This is a genomic window from Paenibacillus sp. sgz302164, from assembly GCF_056120505.1.
Genome location: NZ_JBVYOL010000016.1, coordinates 40,407 through 59,092 on the forward strand (window position 1 = coordinate 40,407; position 18,686 = coordinate 59,092).

Here is an 18,686-nt window from a genome sequence, read left to right on the forward strand (position 1 = left end):
TTTGTCCTGGGACAGTCCTGCAAATTGTCGGCTTTTCCTATAACAATGAAATAAAGAATCGCCATGGCTGGTTAACGCAGATCGACAATCTCCAAAAGACAACGGATCGACCTCTATACAAATTAATGCCCGTTCTATTATTGGTTCCTTTTTCAGTGAAACTCGTTTAGGAACTACTTTGAAAATAACTAGCGATACATTATTTTCATCTTTATGGGTACCGCCTAGCGGCATGAGGGCTTTTGTTGTTTTGTTGGTTTGCTTGGTCAGCGTTTTTCTGCTGCAAGCTTGAAAGCTGCAGCATTCTAAGCAGAAGCATGAACTTCAACAATGGATGGGTCACCTTCTTTCGTTTGACAACATGCGTGCATACATCAATTAACTGGAATTATCCTCATCCTCTCATCTATAAACTAGCCCGCATTCCGCAAACCCAACTAAGCTGCCTCACCACCAGCACTATTCGATTTGGTACAAGCGACCACCGTGGAAGGTTCACCATCCAGCAGCAGTCAATGCAGTAGTAGTCCTCATCCTCTCATCTGTAAACTAGCCCGCAATCCGAAATCCCAACTAACCCTGCTTCACCCCCAACACAACTCAAATTAGCAAAAGCGACTTCCTCAGAGGTGTCCATTATTCGACAGCAGACAAAGCATAGATTTTAGTGGTAACCCTCATCCTCTCATCTATAAACTAGCCCGCAATCCGCAAGCTCAACTAACTCAGCCTCACCCCTAACACAACTCAAATTAGCAAAGCAACCGCCACCGCGGTGTCCATTATTCGGTAGCAGACAAAGCATAGATTTTGGTGGTAATCCTCATCCTCTCACCATGTAAACTAGCCTGCATTCCGCAAGCCCAACTAACCCAGCCTCACCCCCAACACAACTCAAATTAGCAAAGCAACCGCCACCGCGGTGTCCATTATTCGGTAGCAGACAAAGCATAGATTTTAGTGGTAACCCTCATCCTCTCATCTGTAAACTAGCCCGCCGTCCGCAGGCTCTCAACTAAATAGCATCACCCCTTTCAAAGGTGCATGTGTCGTCCATCTGGACGATTTTCTCGGCAATCTGTCTCCACTTTGGCGGTTTTCAAAGGTGCCTGTATCGTCCTTCCGGGCTTTTTCCGTCCACTCAACGGACGGAATCGCTCAAGCTGTACACCTTGGACTGTTTGGGTCCGGCGGTGAGGGAGAGCATGCCTTCGACGGCGAGGCGTCTTAGCCATTCGGCTGCGGAACGGATGCTGATGTTGAACTCGGCTGCAACTTCGCGCGGTCTGATTGTGCCGTTGTGGCGCATGGCCATTTGAATGACGATCCCTTTTCTAAGTTCCCAGATGTCGGTTTCTTTGCTGGAGGAAGCGGTTCTGGGCGGTAAATGGCGGTAATCGGCCGCTTGCTTCAGCTGTTTTTGGCAAAGTCCGGGGTACCGTTTGATCAGTTCGGCGGAGAACCGCAGAAAAAGCCATCCTGACAAGATCAGGTCATTTTGCCAAAACAGCTGCTCGTTCGTCTCGCCCGGTACCGTATTGCCCAGGTTGTCCGAAGTGTCCGCGATTTCAATCAGCACTTTGGCGTCTTCCCGGGAACATAGGAAAACGGTGCACGGCTGATTTTCGAGCGTCAATCCCTCGTAATGAAAATGAAAGACGGGGCCCCATACCTCTTCGAGAAAAAGGATGGCGACGGGATGAAGCCTTTTGCGTACGGGGCCATTGGCAGCGGCTTGCCGTTCCATGGCAGTTACATATTTTTTAACCTCCGGATGCATGAATCTCTGCATTCCCCCCTGTTAAAGAGTGCAAAAAAGCACACCCGACATGCAGAAATCTCTGCATAATCGAGTGTGCTTCACTCCGTAGTGTATGGCATTTATTTACATTATAGAGCGCAAGGGAGATGAAAGCAATACTTGGAGCCAAAAATTTGCATTTACTCCGTTGTAACGGACAGCGGCGTGCTCGACGCCGATTCGTTGCCCGCGTCGTCCTCGGCTTTTACGGTGAAGGAGTAGGCGGTTTTGGAAAGCAGTCCTGTCACGGTAAAGCTGTTGCTTGCGGTGCTTCCTACACGGGCGGTTCCCGAATAAATATTGTATTGTTTGACCACATCGTTGTCCGTGCTGCCGGTCCACGTTAAGGTAACGGCTGAATTGCTTAAGCCCAGAAGGGTAAGGTCCTTCGGAACGGAAGGAGGCGTTTTATCGGAAGTAGCGGCTGTAACCGGATTGCTGGCGGCAGCGCGGTTGCCGGTAGCGTCCTTGGCTTTTATCGTGAACGAATAAGAGGTGTTCAATGCCAGATTGTTAATCGTTATACTGGTGCTCGTAGGCCCGGTAGTTCCGACCCAAACGGAACCGTTGGAAATTTCATACCCGCTTACGCCTACATCGTCCGCCGCTTTCGACCAGGCCAAATCGGCGGAACGCACTCGCAGCGCCGTTAAGCGGAAGTCCGAGATCGTTGTTGGAGCCGTGACATCGGCCGGATTCAGATTCGGACCAATGACTTTTTGCGGCGCATTCGTATCCATGGTCGTACCGTTCCCGAGTTGGCCGGTGTCATTGCGGCCGAAAGCATACAGAATGCCGTTGTTTCCATACGCGAGCGTCATATGCTCCCCGCCGCTAATAGCTTGAATGGAGGAAAGGGAAGCAATTTGCTCGGGGTAAGTCCGGTTGGAAGTTGTGCCGTTCCCGAGTTGGCCGTAGCCGTTATACCCCCAGGACCAGGCGGTGCCGTCGTTTTTCAAAGCCAGCGCGTGCGAGTAGCCGGCCGCAATCGCTTTAATGTCGGTAAGCAAGGAAACCTGAACGGGCACATTAGACTTGGCCGTAGTGCCGTTGCCGAGCTCACCGTTGCCGTTCGCGCCCCATGCCCAAACGGTGCCGTCGCTTTTGAGTGCGAGGGAGAAATTTTTGCCGGCCGCGATAGCGCTCACGGAGGTCAAATCCTTGACCTTAACGGGAATTTTCTGGTTTGTGTTCGTTCCGTCGCCTAACTGCCCTTCGCAGCATTGGGGCGGAGCAAGAGAAAAGAGGGGAAAACTAGGGAAAACCGGGGAAGACGATGCGGGTAAATAAAGGGGGTTTTTAGAATTAGGAAAAACGCAAAAAAAGAAAAGGGAGAGCGGATACATGGGTATCCAATGGAAGATCATGCGAAATCAGCGAGGTTTCATCACAAATTGGGGTAAGGCTGAGGGAAATCCGTGAAGGGTCTGCTGTCGGAAGACTTCGACAGGGGTTTATCTCATCTTATAGGCGATTCCTCCTTAAAAAGGGATGGGAATTTCTTTGAATGATACATATTGTATCAGAAATGATGCAGAAATACAGTGTTGTTTTTCGCATTTTAAAAAAATTTAAATTGCAAAAAGCTGACACCCGCTCGTTCAGGCGCCAGCTTCTTTATTAGTATTTGCGTTTGCCCGGGCCGTCCGGTGTTTGCGAATCGGTCCACTCCTCGTTAGAGCGGCGGGAACGATAAAAGAACCAGCTGTCGTTCAGCAACCGGATTTGTCTGCGGTTTTTGTTGTGGAAGGCCCGCATTAATTGATTACAGAGCCATTGCGGCATGTGCCCATCCCCTTCCTAGCCTATGTATGAATAGGATATGTGGAATGGGCGCATTAGGTGCAGGTCCTTTGCCGGGCCGACTTCCTGCTTCTGCACGTGAGGCAGCTTAAAGGCAAAAGTTTAAGCTTGCCATTCCTCTTCGTACCACTGCTCCAGCTGCGCCTGCAGGGCGCGAATTTCGGTCAGCAGAGAAATCAGCGGGTAAGTTTTTTCTTGTACGGCCGCGAAGGATTGCTCAAGCCTGTTGATGTAGTCCATGCCGTGAATCAGGCTGTACTTGGCCCCGATCAGCTCCAAATCGTCGCATTCGGCAATGACAACGGGCAGCTCCGGCACACGGTCGGCCGTAAGCTTTTCAAGCTCTTTATGCAGCCGTTGATTTAAGGCGGTGAGCTGGTACATGTAAGCGGAAGGCAGTTCGACAAATTCCAATTGTTCGTCCAGCTTTAGAATGGCGTATCTCATTTGTGGCATAATAATCGATAATTCCCCTCTCAGGAAAGGCTGCGTTCTACTTTTCTACTTGACAGTATAGCCGTTCATACGGTACAAATTCAAGTGAGAACTTCATAAAAGGAGCGTATTTTGATGGATGATCGGGAGCTGCAGCAGTGGGTAGAGCACATCTCTTTGACATCGTTCGGCAGACCTTTTCTACATCAAGCGCGGTTTAATCGAAGGTTAAGGTCGACGGGAGGGCGCTATTTTACGAAATCCCACGATATTGAAATCAGCTGGGTGCAGTGGGAATCGTTCGGCCGCGATGAAGTTGAGAAAATCATTAAGCATGAGCTTTGCCATTATCATTTGCACATTATGAAAAGAGGGTACCAGCACAGAGACCACGATTTCAAGACGCTGCTCGAACAGGTGGGAGGAACGCGATTCTGCCGCTCTTTGCCGCGCCCTTCGAAGAAACGGTCGTACAAGTACCGGCTTGAATGCGTAAATTGCAAAACGGAGTATTACCGGATGCGCAAAATGGATGTCGGCAAATACGCTTGCGGAAAATGCAGGGGCAAATTGAAATCGTATACACTTGACTTACAAACTCCTTCATAATAAAATAAAACTTGTTATTCCCTGATAGCTCAGTTGGTAGAGCACTCGACTGTTAATCGAGTTGTCACAGGTTCGAGTCCTGTTCGGGGAGCCATTCTGGAGAGATACCCAAGTGGCTATAAGGGGACCCTCTGCTAAGGGGTTAGACTGCGTAAGCGGTGCGAGGGTTCGAATCCCTCTCTCTCCGTATGTGAAAGCCGATAAACCTGACGGACGTCATGCCGTCGGGTTTATTTTTTTGCACTTTTCAAACAAAATTCTAAAACTTTCAACATCTTTTCCGGATACGATAGACGTAGTTTTACAACAAAAAGGGAGGACAAGCATTTGGCAAAATTGTTTACGATCCGGATCAGACTTATTTTATTGCTTCTCGTGCCTTGCTTGTTCTATTTGGGGACGAGCACGTACCTGTCGCGGCAAAATGACAGAAATGTGGAGGAACTGGCGTCCTCGCTCTATGAAACAACGGAAAAGAGCACATCGCTCATTCTGAATGCGGATCGGGATATGTACCAGGCGCTCGCCGCGTATCAGCTTCTTGTTTCCGGATCTTTAAGCGCGGATGAGAAAAAAAACCAGCTTCAAATTTTACAGGACAACATCGATCAGGCCAATACGCGAGTCGGGCAGGTCGAAACCGTTTTGAAAAACAAACAAATGCTTCAGATTGCGCATGAGAAATCGAAACTTACTTTTGAGCAAAATTTTTCCAATTTCCATAAATTGTTCGATCAATGGGCCCAAGCGGCAAAGCAAGCGGTTCAATCGCCGGCTCCCGCACAGGGTGCCATGAACGATCCGAAGCTGGAAGCGGTTTTCGAGGGCGGGCGCGAAGGGCTGAATCAAGCCGGCGAAATTTTGGATGCATATGCCAAATCGAGTATCGAAACCAAGCGGGTGCAATCGAGACAAACGATGTGGATGACGATTGCGGGCGTGATCGTGCTAATGATTATCATCAGTGCTGCGGGTGCATTTATCATTCGCCGCATTATGGTAACAGTGCGAAGGATCGCAGAAGTGACCGGCAAGGTAGCCGCAGGGGATCTTCGCCACGAACCGGCGCAGCGGTATACGCAGGATGAGCTGGGGAGCATTTTGCAATCGGTGGACAAGATGGTGATGAAAATGAAAGAGCTGATCGGCACGATCGCCCGTCACGCCGAATTCGTCCATTCGGCATCTTTGGATCTGAACGACAGCTCCAGGGAGTCTGCGTCTGCCGCCGAGCACATTGCCGGGAGCATCCAGGAAGTTACGCACGATGCGGAGCTCCAAACGCGCAGCAGCGCGGAGACAAGCAGAGCCGTCGAGGAGATGGCTATCGGAATTCAGCGCGTAGCGGAAAATACCGGCGTTATGGCCGAGCATTCCTCGCTCACTTCCCGCCATGCGGGGATCGGCAACGAATTGCTGGTGAAGCTGCAGCAGCAGATGACTCATATTTTGGCGTCAGTCGATTTGCTGGCCCAAACGGTACAATCGTTGACGCACAAATCCGAGGAGATCGGGAAAATCGCTCTGAGCATTACGCATTTCGCCAACCAGACGAACCTGCTTTCGTTGAACGCTTCCATTGAAGCGGCAAGAGCCGGCGAGCACGGCAAAGGCTTCCACGTCGTCGCCAACGAAATTCGCAAGCTGGCCAGCCAATCGCTCCAATCCGCCGAAGGAATCAACGGGCTGATCGACGCAACTCGGCTGGAGATCGCCAGCGTATCCGGTTCCATGAGCGCTGCGAAGCGGGAAGCCGATGCAGGTTCGGAGCTGATGATTGAAGTGAATCAGAGCTTCCATACCATTTTGCAATCGGTGCATCTCATCGTTTCTCAAATTCATGAGACGTCGGCCATTACCGAACAGATGTCTGCCAGCTCGCAGCAAATTTCCGCTACGATGGAGCATTCCTCTTCGGCTTCCGGTCAAATTCTGGTCGAATGCCAGGGAGCTGCAGCAGCCACCGAGCAGCAGCTTGCGATGATGGAGAACATTGCATCCGCCGCGGAGCAGCTTAAAGCCGTCGTTGCGGCATTGAGCGAATCGATATCTTATTTTAAAATTGCATAATAGTCGACAGTGGCGCCTACTGGACCTAACCGGCACGAACGCCGGGTGGCGCCGCTTTTTTTCTAAAACCACCGTTTGCGTTTGAAGTAGTACCACATTAAGACCCCGATGGACAGCATCAAAATCCACACATAGACGTAGCCGTACTTCCAATTCAGCTCGGGAATCAGCTTGAAATTCATCCCATACACACCGACAATAAAGGTAAGAGGGAGGAAAATCGTGCTGAACAGCGTCAGCGTCTTCATAATTTCATTCATCCGGTCGGATTTCATGCTCATTTGAAGCTCCAGCAAGCCGGTCAGCGATTCTCGAAAAATGTCAAGCGAATCCACCACCCGGGAAATATGGTCGACGATATCTACAAAATAAACGTTATCTTCCTGTCTGGTGTAGGGAAAAGAGTGATGGCCGATCGTCATCAGTATCGTCCGCTCTTCGGTAAATACGCGTCTCAACTGATGAATGGTCCGCTTAAGCTGGAAAATTTCCTGCGCAATGCGGATAGCGGGATCGTGGTAAATACCTTGCTCCATCGAATCCAGGCGGTCCTCGATCTGATCGACAAGAACGGAGTAATCGTCCACGCAGAGGTCCATAATGGAGTGAAGTATGGCTCCGGGATGGCTCATCCTGTTCTCAACTTCCTGGAAGGTTTGATAGAGCTGATCCAAAAACGGAATATCTTCTTTGTAGACCGTAATGACATAGTTTTCTCCGATGACGATGCCGAATTCCTGCGGCTCCAGGCGATCGGAGATCGCAAAAAAAGTAACAAAATTGTGATCGACGTACGTATCCAGCTTCGGCCGCTGATTGAGCTTGATGGCGTCCTCGACGAGCAGGGGATGGCACTTGAATAAGGTGCCCAGTACGTACTTGACTTCGTCCGGCGACGGGTTTTTCATGCGGATCCAGGCCACTTCGTCCGCCTGCGGAACGCGAATCGGCTCTTCATGAGCGGTTCCCTGATTAGTTCTGTATACCAGCATGGATGACGTGCACCTCGCGTCCTAAGTGTTTTTTTCAGAATACCATATGTATTTGATCAAATTCCAGAAATTATGCTTGTCAACGTCTGTAGAATCCGTTATAATAACAATTGTCGTCAAAACGGGCTGCATAGTTCCAAGGCGTAAATGGCCCGTTGGTCAAGGGGTTAAGACACCTCCCTTTCACGGAGGTAACAGGGGTTCGAATCCCCTACGGGTCACCATTTTTCCCAATTTGGGCTGAGAGCCATTAGCTCAGTTGGTAGAGCACCTGACTTTTAATCAGGGTGTCGAAGGTTCGAGTCCTTCATGGCTCACTTCTTACTATGGAAGAGCATTCTTCCCATATATGCGCGGTCGTGGTGGAACGGCAGACACACCATCTTGAGGGGGTGGCGCTCACAAGGCGTGAGGGTTCAAATCCCTCCGACCGCATCCCGAGTAAAACCCGGAATTCCTTGCACACAAGGGGTTTCGGGTTTTTTATAATCTTTTTGCTTCATAATGAGTCAGTATGGTATACTGAAATTAAGTAATGCGTACAATGCTAAGAGAGCCGTGCTGCCAACACGACTCTCCCGCGCAATATCCGCTTTTAAGGGCGGTAGGCTTTGAAAAGGATTAGGCTATAGAAATAGACCGCACACTTTTCTGGAGGGGCGGTCTATTTCTTTGAGTTTAGGTAAGTCAGCAAAGCCAAAATGAACATGCCGAACATGAACATTAGGGTTAGTGCATCTTTTACCTCCACAGGCATCACCCCCTTTCGAGGGAGTAGCCGACCGCCCATAAAGCCTATTATATTGCAAAACGATTATAGCATAAGCTTTTAAGTTAAGCGACCAGTATTATACAATAAGGGAAAAGAATGCAGTATAAAACCCGAAATTCCTTGTACACAAGGGGCTTCGGGTTTTTTCTTTGTTATATTGACGGATGACGGAGCTCTATTCACGAACGCTTCGGGCAGTAAAAAATACTCCTTTTTAGGTATGGCGGCATGAAGTGCATTGGTTTATTCTGATCCATGTAATTGCGTGCTGAATGCGATAGCGCGGATCAGGGGGGAGCAATTTGGGGGAATTATGGACTGTAGTCGGCGTCTACCTTTTCTGGTCGGGCTTTCTCGTTTATTTGCGGTGGATACACGGTTGGTTCTTTCCCGAAACCGATCTGTTCCATATTTTTAGCAGACGCGTCCAAAATTGGATGTTGTTTATCGGATTGCTGCTGGCGCTGCCTCTCTCTTTTGGGATCGTCTACTGGTGGAGTTAGGCAGGATACGGCGATTGAACGGAAGGGGGCGGACATGGAGCATGCAAAAGTTTTAATCGTCGGCAGCGAATCAAAAGTTCGAAAGCTGGCTTCGCATTTTGAAAACAAGGCGGGGTTTCTACCGTTGTGCGCATGCAATGGCAGCGAAGCGCTGCAAACGATGAGAACCGCCAGGGCGGATCTTATTATTTTGGATACTGCTTTGCCCGATACCGACGGGATGAGCTTATGCATGGAAATGCGCAAGAATACCGACATTCCGATTCTGTTTTTGTCGGGTAAATGCAAACGGGAAGATATCATTAGCGGCCTGGAGTCCGGTGCGGACGACTATATTACGAAGCCCTGCGATCCGGCCGTGCTTGCAGCGAGAGTGAGAGCCCATTTGCGCCGTTATGTGAATAGGCGGGAGAAGCTTTCGGAGCAGACATATAATGACGGCCGCATCACCATCGACTTTCACAGCTGCGACGTTTGGATCGGCACCGAGAAAGTGACTCTGTCGGCAAAAGAAAGAAAGCTGCTGATTTATTTAGCCAGCCATCCCGACCGGACATTCCATGTCGAGCAGCTCTACGACCGCATATGGGGATGGGATCATGCAGCGGGCGACCATACGGTTAAGGTACATATTTTCAACATTCGGAGAAAAATAGAACTCAATCCTTCCAAACCGGCATATATCCAGACGGTTCGGGGCTTCGGATACAAGTTTAACGCAATAAACTGCTGAGAGGCTGGCCTCCCAGCAGTTTTTTTGCTGAAAAAAGAGCTATTTTAAGGATTCAAATCAATGAGTACAGTCCTCGTCGCCTCATCCCAGCCGACTTTGGCGCCCAGCGCTTCGCTGACGAAGCGGACCGGAACCATGGTGCTGCCGCCGACGATTTGTGCCGGCTGCTCCAATTCAACCTGTTTGCCGCTTACTGTGGCAAGCTTGGAATCCGCCTGCAGCACGACGGTTGTGTCTCCTTTTTGTGCCGTGACGGTTCTCGTATCCCCGTCCCAGCTTATTTTTGCCCCCAATGCTTCGAAAATCGCGCGCAGCGGAACCATCGTTTTCTCTCCGACAATGACGGGAGGCTGCTCGAAGGACAGCGGCTTGCCGTTCAATTTCACCTTAATGCCCGTTCCTCCGACCGTGACGGCGGCCAGATCGGAGAATGCTTCGTTCTGGGCATAATCCACTGTATAGAAGCCGTACAAGTAGTCGCCTTCCGGCAGATCTTGCATCGTAAGCTTCAGCTTGTCATCTACCGTAAATTCTTTACCTGCCGTGAAGCCTTCCTTATCAGTGGCGGTATCGTGTGTGTAGAACAAAGGAGTAATTTTATCGCCTTTTTTGATTTTGATGATGTTCTTGTCGGCCATGCCTGTTTTCGGATCGATTCCCTTCCATGCGCCCAAAATTTCCGCTTCCGCGGCCCCTGCTTTAAACTCGGTGAGAATGTTGAGCTCTGTGCCGTTCAGCTTGGCAGGGATCGAATACTGAATGCTGTGTTCGCTCACGTCTGTCTCGAACATGGAGACGAAATGTCCGTTCAGCATGACCCACTGTCCTGTCCAGTTATCCTTCAATTCCCCGGTTTTCTCGTCAATATCGACGTTGCCGTCCATGCCGAGGAACATCACTTTCGTATTCGAGCCTTCTTCATACTTGGCGAGCACGGAATATGCTTCGGCGATGTCTCCGACGTCATTGGGGTTTACTTTGACGGAATAGGACGATTTGCTTCGGGATTGACCCTCCGCGCTTTCTTCTTCAAGCGCAGGAGCGGCGGTGTCAAAATGAACGCCCTTCGAGTCCGACTTGATTTGTTTCACGTAGTCGTGAACGAATTTTTTGTATTCCGGCGAAAAATCGATTTTGTCGTATTTCTCCAGGTTGGCTTCGAAGTTGTCTTTGTCCTTGAAAGGGAAGTAAATGGAAAGTCCCTTCGCATCAGGCTTTGCATCGCTGTTGATGTTGTACAGAACCGCCTGCCCGACCGCTTCCATAAGCTGCTTGGATTCTGCCGGATACTGATTGGCTGCGTTTTTCGCTAGATCGGCGAGGTCCACCATGTCCGTATTGCCGCCGTGCGCCCCGCTGCTGCCGTAATCTTCCGACTTGCTGCGCGCTTTGGCTACGGATTTGATGCGTTCCGGGTCGCTGATGTCTGCGCTCGTTTTGGCGATAAATGCGTTGAGCGCTTTTTCGACGGGTTCGATTTTAGACAAATCGGTGACGGAAAGAGTGATCGTATTCGCCGTATCCTGCTCAGCGGCTTGCTCTTTGTAACCATCCGCGATAGCGGTTCCAAGCTTGTCGCCGGTAATCGCCGGATTGTTCGCAATCGCCTGCAGGATGGGCGTATAGTTCCAACCATGGCCCGGCTCAAGCTCCTCCGAAGCGACCAGATAATGGCCGAAAGGCGAGAGCATTTTGGCGTTTTCCAGTGTCGCCATCAGACAGGCGTCGAAGCCGATCAGTTCGAAATTCGTTTTGGTCTGGGCCAGAGCGCCGCTGATTCCGGTCTGAATTTCATCCAGCGTAAGCGAATCGCCGTCATGGAGCTCATCCGAGGCAAAGCCATTGACCGAACCGGCGCCATGATCCCAGAAAACAAGCGCATATTTTTTCGCCGGATATTTCTTTACGCCCCACTCGATAAAATCTTTCAACGTGTTAGAATCGCCCATGTTCCGTGAGCCCAGATCGGGCCCGACATTCTCGATGTCGCCCTGCTTCACGAGCCATCTCTGGTTGACCTCGTTGCTGATCTTCGGGTTCACCCACTGCTTCGTGCCGCCGGTTTCGACGACGACCTTCAGCTTGGAGGACGATCCGACCTTCATCATCTCTTCCAGATCCGCCGATGCCGCGCCGGCGTTATTCGCGCTCTCAAGGTCGGATCCGTTCATGTACACCAGCACGGTGTAATCTGCAGCATCTTCCGCCGCAGCTATTCCCGCTTCGTAGGAAGCAGGCAGGATGGCCAGTGCTGCTGCCAATGAAGTCTTCAAAGCGAGTTTACCGGTTGTCTTTAACATTCGTTTCATACTTTTGTCCCTCTCCTTATGGTTCCAAAGTGCCGAACTCTGACACATTGTAGCACGGCAAGTTCAAAACCAGTTCAAATCCGGAGGACAATTTGACGAATTTTGCTATGTCGAAACCTGAGGGAATTATGCTGGAAAACAGGGAGTTTTACATCAAGGATAGGCCGTGACATCCCATAAAATAATGCTTGAATATAGACAACAAAACCGATGTTTGCTATAGTTCAATTGATAATGATTCGCATTATCATATATTTTGGGGAGGTTTATCATGCTAAAGAAAAAATCGCATTTTGTAATGGTTGCGCTGATGTTGACTTTCTCGGTACTTCTGAGCGCCTGCGGCGGAGCACAAAACGCGTCGACAACAGGCGCTGAGGCAACAGCGGCGCCGACCAAGGAAGCGGCGGCTGGGGCTGGGGCGGACAAAGCGCCCGAATCGGGAGTCCGCACCTATAAAACCGTGAAGGGCGATATCAAGATTCCGGCAAAGCCCAAGCGGATCGTTACCGATTATTACGGCGGTGAACTGCTGTCCGTGGGGGCCAATGTCGTTGGCGCCGAGCCGACCATTTTTGACAATCCTTTTTTGAAAGGTCTGCTTACAAATACGAAGGACGTAGGCGCCCCGATCAACACCGAAAAAGCGCTGGAACTGGCCCCGGATTTGATCGTAATCATGTACGACAAAAACTACGATGCGCTGTCCAAAATCGCTCCGACGCTGTACATTCCATACGGCACTGCAACTAACATTTACGAAACATTGCGGCTGTTCGGCGATATTGTCGGGGAGCCCGAGAAGGCGGAGAAGTTTATTGCCGATTTTGATAAAAAGGCGGCGGCCGGCCGCGAAAGGTTGAAAGGAGTCGTCGAAGAGAACGCGACTTTCGGCATTTACGAGCTGACGGACAAAGGCGATCTTTGGGTATTCGGCGACAACGGCGGCCGGGGCGGACAAGCGGTATATAACGCGCTGAAGCTGAAAATGCCGGACAATATCCGGGCTAAGGCGCAAAAAGAGGCCATGCAGCTTTCCATGGAGGTGCTGCCGGAGTACGCAACCGACTATATGTTCCTGACGACCTATGACCCGGACAAAAAGGGCGAAGCGCAGAAACAGTTGAGGAATTCCAACGTGTGGAAAGGGTTGAAAGCTTCGAAGAACAACAACGTTTTCTATAACGACTACGAAACGTTCTATCGTTACGATCCTATCGCCATCACCGCACAAATCGACATCGTTGTCGATATGCTGATCGCCAGAAAAGCCGAGAATAAGAAATGACGGAGAGGGGCCTCGGCCCCTCTTTTGCTTTTTCCGAGCGGGCAGCCGGTTGTGCAGGAATGGCAGTGAGCAGAAGCAGTGCAAAACAGACTGTTGAGAAAGTGGCGGGTTAGAGGAAACGGAGGGGGCGCAGCCGCTATTCCTCAAGCAACGCCTCTCCTACGCGGGGCTCAGAGTTGAAGTAGGGGCAATGGGACTTGGCAGGGAGAGCGTCTGCGAAAGTGGAGGTTTTTTCCTGCACAGGTTACGGGCTGAAGTAGCGGGCAAGGCGACTTAGAAAGGAAAAGCCTGCAAAAGTGCAGGTTTATTCTCTAAAAATGGCTCGTTTGGCGAAAAGCCTGCGATTGTGCAGGAATTTTCGCTGAAATTGAACCTGAGCCCATATTCGCGGCGAAAAGCCTGCACAATTGCAGGAATATGTCACGGGCAGCGTATCCGTCGAGCAAAAACTGCACTTTTGCAGTTTTTTTCGCGCAACTGGGCAGATTAGTGCGACCGGCTCTGACGCGCGGGTTTCTGGGCAGCCTGAAAAGCGCATCTTTTTGCCTTGCCTGCCGACACGCTTGCTTTCCGCAAAACGCAGGGCTGAGCCCGAACTCAGCCGACTCCCCCCCTTTAGCAGCATTCCCTTATTCCTATAAGGACCATGCGGATGGTAATGGTTCCCCATATAAAATAGGAAAGTCATCCCATAGTAGCTGAAAAATTTGTCATATATAATGAAATGGAAATATGTTGTAATGCTGGGGCGAGGGGCGCTTTTTGTGGAACAGCTACTGGGCAAAAAAATAAAATACGATGTGACGACCGGCTACGGGCTTGTCCTGGTGCCGAGCGAGTCCATCCTGGATCAGGAGCATTTGAATCTGATTCGGCAGCACCGGATCGATTTGGCGGATATCATTCTGGCGTCCGAGCAAGAGATGATGCAAGTCTCCGAAGACTCAAACACGTCCCAAATGCTTGTTCAAAAAGCTACTCAGTATGCCAAGGATTTATTCGAACGCATACAGCTGCAAAAGAAAGTACCTTTGCTCGAGGTCAAAAACGAGCTGATTCCGATTGTCCAGGAAGCTGCGGAGCATCCTGATTTGTTTCAATTGTTCGAAGCGGTGAAAGCGAAGGATGAGTATACGCATCGGCACAATATCGGCGTAGGCGTATTATCGACGCTGATCGGCAAGTGGTTGAACCTCGGCGATGCGGATGTCGCGCTGCTTTCGCTTGCGGCAACCATGCATGACGTCGGAAAAGTGCAGATTGCCAAGGAAATATTAATGAAGCCCGGCAAACTGACGGATGCCGAATTCGATGAAATGAAGCGCCATACGATCTATGGCTACAATATGCTGCGGGACACGGTGGGGGTGAGCTATCGCGTTTCGCTGGTTGCTTTGCAGCATCACGAACGTTCGGACGGAAGCGGATATCCGTTGAGATTGAAGCGGGATCATATCGATCCGATGAGCCGAATCGTAGCGGTAGCCGATATTTTTCACGCGATGTCCTCGACTCGTCCGTATCACGAAGCGATGCCGTTCTATGAGGTCGTGAGCCGAATGAGACAAGGCTTTTTCGGTGAGCTTGACCCTTACATCGTTGCGATTTTCCTCAATAATATGATTAACAGTCTGATCGGGCGCAAAGTGCTGCTGACCGACGGACAGTGGGGAGAGGTCGTTTATATCAACCCAAGCGACGATACGCACCCGCTTGTCAAAGTGGGCGAATCTTTTATCGATCTGAGCAAAGAACGCAACATCCATATCAAACAGGTGATTACTTGATTCAGAGCCCTCCGTAAAAGGAGGGCTTTTGTGTGTCATCGGCGTGGGCCCAACGATTGCGACAGACAGCGACAAAAATTTTTTTAGAAATTATGATACAAAACGGATAGTTATATGCTATAATAGATACATAACGTATCAAAGGCTAAGTTTTAGGGGGATTCGGCTTGATTGATGCCCAAGGCAATAATCTCATTTTTTTACTATGTGTACCCCGAAGCGGAAGCTCCCTTGTGACAGCCATGCTGCAAAACCACAGCCAAGTGTTCGCAACGCAGGAAATGTGGTTTTTGATGAGCTTGCTGGATCTGCGGGAAGGCAAAGCTCGCCCGTACGGGGGAGCGGGGATTATCAATCAGTTTTATAACGCCGTCGTCCCGCCGGACGTATATGAGCAGGCTTGCCGCTCCTTTGCGGTAAACATTTATAACGGCCTGATACGGAGCAGCGGAGCAACTTTTGCGGTCGACAAATCTCCCCGCTATTACGGCATCCTGGAGTTTTTGGACCGGCTGTTTCCGCAATCCAAAAGAATTTGGCTCATTCGGAATCCGTGGAGCATTCTTGCTTCTTATAAGAAAGTGAATGCCCATACGAATGTCAGCTTTGACCTTGTGCAAGACATGTACAATCCTCGTTTTGACGTCAAGATGACGGATCTTACGGCAGGAATGCTCCGATATACCGATTACTTCGCATCCCGGCATCCACAAGCTTACCGGCTCTCGTACGAGCGGCTGGTATCCAATCCACAGGAAGAAATGATACGGCTGTGCGCATTTTTAGGGATTACCTACGAAGAAGGACAAGAGAAGTATGGCGATCATATGAACACTTCCAAGTCCGAAATGTTTTACAGCATGGGAGTAGGGGACCCTTTCTTGTCGCACCATAAGGAAGCCCACCGAAACTCTCTTGACCATTGGAAACAAATTTTGAACAAAAAAGAAGTCGAAATTTACGGCCGGGTGCTTGGAGCGCGTATTTTTCACGAGCTTGGCTACAGCAGCCAATTGGAGGAAGCGCAGCAATGGACCGGCGTTCGGTTCGACCCTGAGCCGGATATGGAGCTTATTGGGCTGCGGGCCAGACAGTTCGCCGAGGCGACGGGCTGGATATGGCAGGACCGGTACGCCCTGACCTCGCATTCGGCAGCGGCTGCCACAGCCGAAATTACCCCCGTTAGCGCGCCTGCACCTGCACCGGCGGACTCTCAAGTGCTGCAATGGCAGGCAGCCATACGCTCGCTTGAACGGAGGCTGGAAAAAAACGCAGCGGACAACAAGCGTCTCCGCGAGCAGTTGCAGGCGATCAGGAGCAAGGTGAACCGGGTCAAATCGTTCATTCCGTTCGGGAATCGCCTGAGCCTTTGGGCTTCCCATTATTTGGCCCAACGAGGGAGGAAATCATGAGCGTTATAGTCGGTTTCTATAACCTGAATGGAGAGCAGGCTTCGCCGGAGCAATGCAGTGCATGGATTGCGGCGCTCGAGCGGTATCCCTCCGATAGTTCGCATGCCTGGTCGGACGGCCCTGTGTTTTTCGGCTGCCATGCCGTTTGGATTACGCCCGAATCCGTGCGCGAAAAGCTGCCTTATTACGATGGCATGCGCCGGGTGGCGATAACGGCGGACGCGATTCTGGATAACCGCGACGATTTGTTCGCCAAGCTTGATGTCGCGCCGGAAAAGCGCAAAGCGATGACGGACAGCGAGCTCATTGTTCTGGCATACGGCAAATGGGACATCGATGCGCCCAAGCATTTGATCGGCGACTTCGCCTTCATGATTTGGGACGAGGCGAAGCGCAGGTTGTTCGGGGCCAGGGATGAATCGGGCAACAGGACGTTGTATTATCGCGATCACCGCGATAAGTTTGCGTTTTGCACGGCGATCGCTCCGCTGCTGGCGCTGCCGGGGATGAAAAAAGAGCTTCACGAACAATGGCTCTCCGAATTTTTGGCCATACCGGGCATGTATGAGACGGTGAATGTGTATGCCACGCCTTACCGCAACGTCAAGCAGCTGCCTCCCGCGCATGCGATGACGATTGCGAACGGCAGCGTCGCTACCTTCCGCTATTCCTCGATCACTTCCGTGGAACCGCTCCGGCTTGGAAGCGGAGAGGAATATGTGGAAGCTTTCTGCGACGTCTTTCAAACCGCTGTGAAAGCGAGATTGCGCACATACCGGCAGGTCGGCGTCGCGCTCAGCGGAGGACTGGACTCCGGAGCGGTGGCCAGCTTTGCCGCCAAAGCGCTGCTGCCGGAGGGGAAGCTCCTGCACGCTTACAGCTACGTGCCGGTGGCGGACTTCGTGGATTGGACGTCTTCGCGGCTCATGCCTGACGAACGGCCTTTTATCCGCTCGGTCGTTCAGCATGTCGGCAACGTGAAAGAAAATTATTTGGATTTCCCGGGCAAAAGCCCGCTGTCGGACATGGACGAATGGCTGCAGCTCTTGGAAATGCCTTTTAAATATTTTCACAATATTTTTTGGATCAAAGGGCTTTACGAACACGCGCGGGAAGATGGCGCCGGGGTGCTGCTTACAGGGGCAAAAGGCAACTTCACGATCTCATGGGGGCCTGCGCTCGAGTATTACACCCGGCTTCTGCGCAGGCTGAAGCTGCTGCAATTGTCCCGCGAGCTCTTGCAGTATTCCCGGCTGACGGGGCTGAGCAAGTCCCGCCTCATGCGGATCATCGGCAAGAGGGCGTTTCCCCTGCCGGGTTCCCGCAGCGCCGAAAGCTTGCAAGCTTACGCTTCCGATTTAATTAATCCGGACTTCGCCCTGAAGACCGGAGTGTTCGAACAAATCCCGGAGAGCGCGTTCGAATTGCACGGTTCCTCGGCTGACGCCCTGGAGGTCAGATTGGATAAGTTCAACAACTTAGCCATTGCCAACAAGAACGGCACCGTTTCGACGAAGCTGTCGATGCGTTTCGGTCTGATGGAACGGGATCCGACCAATGATCCGAGAGTCGCCCGTTTTTGCCTGTCGGTTCCATACGAACAGTACGTGCAAAACGGGCAGGACCGCTCGCTCGTCCGCCGGGCGACCCGCGGTTATTTGCCCGACAACGTCCGCTTGAATCAAAGAGTCCGCGGCGTTCAGCCGGCGGATTGGGTTCACCGGATGATGCCGTCCTGGCCGTCGTTCCTGAGTGAGGCGCACGACATGTGCAGCGACGGGATTGCCGCGGACTATTTGAACATCGACAGGATGAGAGCGGCCGCGTCCGAAGTGAAAGAACCTGTTCCCGCATACGCCAACAACGAAAATGTCAAAATTTTGATGCAGGGGCTGATCGTCTACCGTTTTCTTAAACATTTTCATAAACAGCCGGCGGCGGATCATTCGCCCGTTCGCTTGAAGGGAGGTGAATACGATGCAAAAGAAAGAGTGGAATCAACCGTCTTTGGAAGTTCTTGAAGTTGGCATGACAATGGGAGGCAAAGGATCTAAAGAGATCGACTGGGTAAGTGTGCACGATGCTGACCTTTACGACCCGAGCTAATGCTTTTCGTACTTATGCAATTGTTGTCTGATGCCGGTGTCCGGAGAGGATAAGCGCGGGCGTTAT

16 protein-coding genes and 5 tRNA genes are annotated in these 18,686 nt (G+C 51.1%); 14 read left to right on the forward strand and 7 right to left on the reverse strand.

Annotation, left to right across the window (positions count from 1 at the left end):
• Positions 1-1,141 precede the first annotated feature (1,141 nt).
• The 4 genes from AC0LWT_RS24745 to AC0LWT_RS24760 all read right to left on the reverse strand — a co-directional run bounded on the left by AC0LWT_RS24745 (position 1,142) and on the right by AC0LWT_RS24760 (position 4,060).
• Complete coding sequence (locus tag AC0LWT_RS24745; RefSeq protein ID WP_474683948.1) at positions 1,142-1,780, reverse strand: hypothetical protein; 639 nt, start codon at positions 1,778-1,780, stop codon at positions 1,142-1,144.
• A 161-nt stretch (positions 1,781-1,941) separates the two neighbouring features.
• Entirely contained in the window at positions 1,942-3,168 is a 1,227-nt protein-coding gene (locus tag AC0LWT_RS24750) for an RCC1 domain-containing protein (protein WP_474683949.1), read from the reverse strand.
• A gap of 253 nt (positions 3,169-3,421) precedes the next feature.
• Positions 3,422-3,586: a cortex morphogenetic protein CmpA gene (cmpA, locus tag AC0LWT_RS24755; protein ID WP_474683950.1), complete on the reverse strand. Its 165-nt coding sequence runs from the start codon at positions 3,584-3,586 to the stop codon at positions 3,422-3,424.
• Positions 3,587-3,706: 120 nt separating this feature from the next.
• Positions 3,707-4,060 (reverse strand): hydrolase/acyltransferase, encoded by a 354-nt coding sequence (locus AC0LWT_RS24760; protein WP_474683951.1) that lies wholly within the window; start codon positions 4,058-4,060, stop codon positions 3,707-3,709.
• Between the two features lie 114 nt (positions 4,061-4,174).
• On the opposite strand from AC0LWT_RS24760, the gene AC0LWT_RS24765 reads away from it, so the two are divergent.
• From AC0LWT_RS24765 to AC0LWT_RS24780, 4 genes are all read left to right on the forward strand, one after another.
• Positions 4,175-4,648 carry a SprT family protein gene (locus AC0LWT_RS24765; RefSeq protein ID WP_474683952.1) on the forward strand — a complete coding sequence of 158 codons (474 nt, stop codon included), beginning with the start codon at positions 4,175-4,177 and terminating at the stop codon, positions 4,646-4,648.
• 18 nt (positions 4,649-4,666) lie between these two features.
• A tRNA-Asn gene (locus tag AC0LWT_RS24770) sits at positions 4,667-4,742 on the forward strand.
• 4 nt (positions 4,743-4,746) lie between these two features.
• Positions 4,747-4,835, forward strand: a tRNA-Ser gene (locus tag AC0LWT_RS24775).
• A gap of 140 nt (positions 4,836-4,975) precedes the next feature.
• Entirely contained in the window at positions 4,976-6,718 is a 1,743-nt protein-coding gene (locus AC0LWT_RS24780; protein WP_474683953.1) for a methyl-accepting chemotaxis protein, read from the forward strand.
• Between the two features lie 62 nt (positions 6,719-6,780).
• On the opposite strand, the gene corA is transcribed toward AC0LWT_RS24780, so the two are convergent.
• Positions 6,781-7,710 carry a magnesium/cobalt transporter CorA gene (gene corA, locus AC0LWT_RS24785; RefSeq protein WP_474683954.1) on the reverse strand — a complete coding sequence of 310 codons (930 nt, stop codon included), beginning with the start codon at positions 7,708-7,710 and terminating at the stop codon, positions 6,781-6,783.
• Positions 7,711-7,859: 149 nt separating this feature from the next.
• Here corA and AC0LWT_RS24790 point away from each other — a divergent pair.
• The 3 genes from AC0LWT_RS24790 (at position 7,860) to AC0LWT_RS24800 (ending at position 8,145) form a co-directional block, all read left to right on the forward strand.
• Positions 7,860-7,934 (forward strand) — tRNA-Glu (locus AC0LWT_RS24790).
• Positions 7,935-7,954: 20 nt separating this feature from the next.
• Positions 7,955-8,027: transfer RNA gene (locus tag AC0LWT_RS24795), tRNA-Lys, on the forward strand.
• Between the two features lie 36 nt (positions 8,028-8,063).
• Positions 8,064-8,145: transfer RNA gene (locus AC0LWT_RS24800), tRNA-Leu, on the forward strand.
• Positions 8,146-8,374: 229 nt separating this feature from the next.
• Here AC0LWT_RS24800 and AC0LWT_RS24805 read toward each other — a convergent pair.
• The gene (locus tag AC0LWT_RS24805) at positions 8,375-8,461 is read right to left on the reverse strand and encodes a putative holin-like toxin (protein ID WP_474684110.1); all 87 of its coding nucleotides are present in this window, start codon (positions 8,459-8,461) and stop codon (positions 8,375-8,377) included.
• Between the two features lie 323 nt (positions 8,462-8,784).
• On the opposite strand from AC0LWT_RS24805, the gene AC0LWT_RS24810 reads away from it, so the two are divergent.
• Both AC0LWT_RS24810 and AC0LWT_RS24815 read left to right on the forward strand, forming a co-directional pair.
• Positions 8,785-8,985 (forward strand): hypothetical protein, encoded by a 201-nt coding sequence (locus AC0LWT_RS24810; RefSeq protein ID WP_474683955.1) that lies wholly within the window; start codon positions 8,785-8,787, stop codon positions 8,983-8,985.
• Positions 8,986-9,019: 34 nt separating this feature from the next.
• Entirely contained in the window at positions 9,020-9,718 is a 699-nt protein-coding gene (locus AC0LWT_RS24815; RefSeq protein WP_474683956.1) for a response regulator transcription factor, read from the forward strand.
• A gap of 44 nt (positions 9,719-9,762) precedes the next feature.
• Here the strand turns inward: AC0LWT_RS24815 and AC0LWT_RS24820 are convergent, their stop codons facing one another.
• On the reverse strand, positions 9,763-12,027 hold the full coding sequence (locus AC0LWT_RS24820) for a clostripain-related cysteine peptidase (protein WP_474683957.1): 2,265 nt from the start codon (positions 12,025-12,027) through the stop codon (positions 9,763-9,765).
• Between the two features lie 271 nt (positions 12,028-12,298).
• On the opposite strand from AC0LWT_RS24820, the gene AC0LWT_RS24825 reads away from it, so the two are divergent.
• The 5 genes from AC0LWT_RS24825 (at position 12,299) to AC0LWT_RS24845 (ending at position 18,620) form a co-directional block, all read left to right on the forward strand.
• A complete protein-coding gene (locus AC0LWT_RS24825) occupies positions 12,299-13,315 on the forward strand; it encodes an iron-hydroxamate ABC transporter substrate-binding protein (RefSeq protein WP_474683958.1) in 1,017 nt (338 codons plus the stop codon).
• A 764-nt stretch (positions 13,316-14,079) separates the two neighbouring features.
• Entirely contained in the window at positions 14,080-15,102 is a 1,023-nt protein-coding gene (locus tag AC0LWT_RS24830; RefSeq protein ID WP_474683959.1) for an HD-GYP domain-containing protein, read from the forward strand.
• A 167-nt stretch (positions 15,103-15,269) separates the two neighbouring features.
• Positions 15,270-16,514: a sulfotransferase family protein gene (locus tag AC0LWT_RS24835; protein ID WP_474683960.1), complete on the forward strand. Its 1,245-nt coding sequence runs from the start codon at positions 15,270-15,272 to the stop codon at positions 16,512-16,514.
• Complete coding sequence (locus tag AC0LWT_RS24840) at positions 16,511-18,535, forward strand: asparagine synthase-related protein (protein ID WP_474683961.1); 2,025 nt, start codon at positions 16,511-16,513, stop codon at positions 18,533-18,535. The genes AC0LWT_RS24835 and AC0LWT_RS24840 overlap by 4 nt, the downstream gene beginning before the upstream one ends.
• Positions 18,492-18,620 (forward strand): paeninodin family lasso peptide, encoded by a 129-nt coding sequence (locus AC0LWT_RS24845; RefSeq protein ID WP_474683962.1) that lies wholly within the window; start codon positions 18,492-18,494, stop codon positions 18,618-18,620. Before AC0LWT_RS24840 ends, AC0LWT_RS24845 begins: the two co-directional genes overlap by 44 nt.
• Positions 18,621-18,686: the final 66 nt, after the last annotated feature.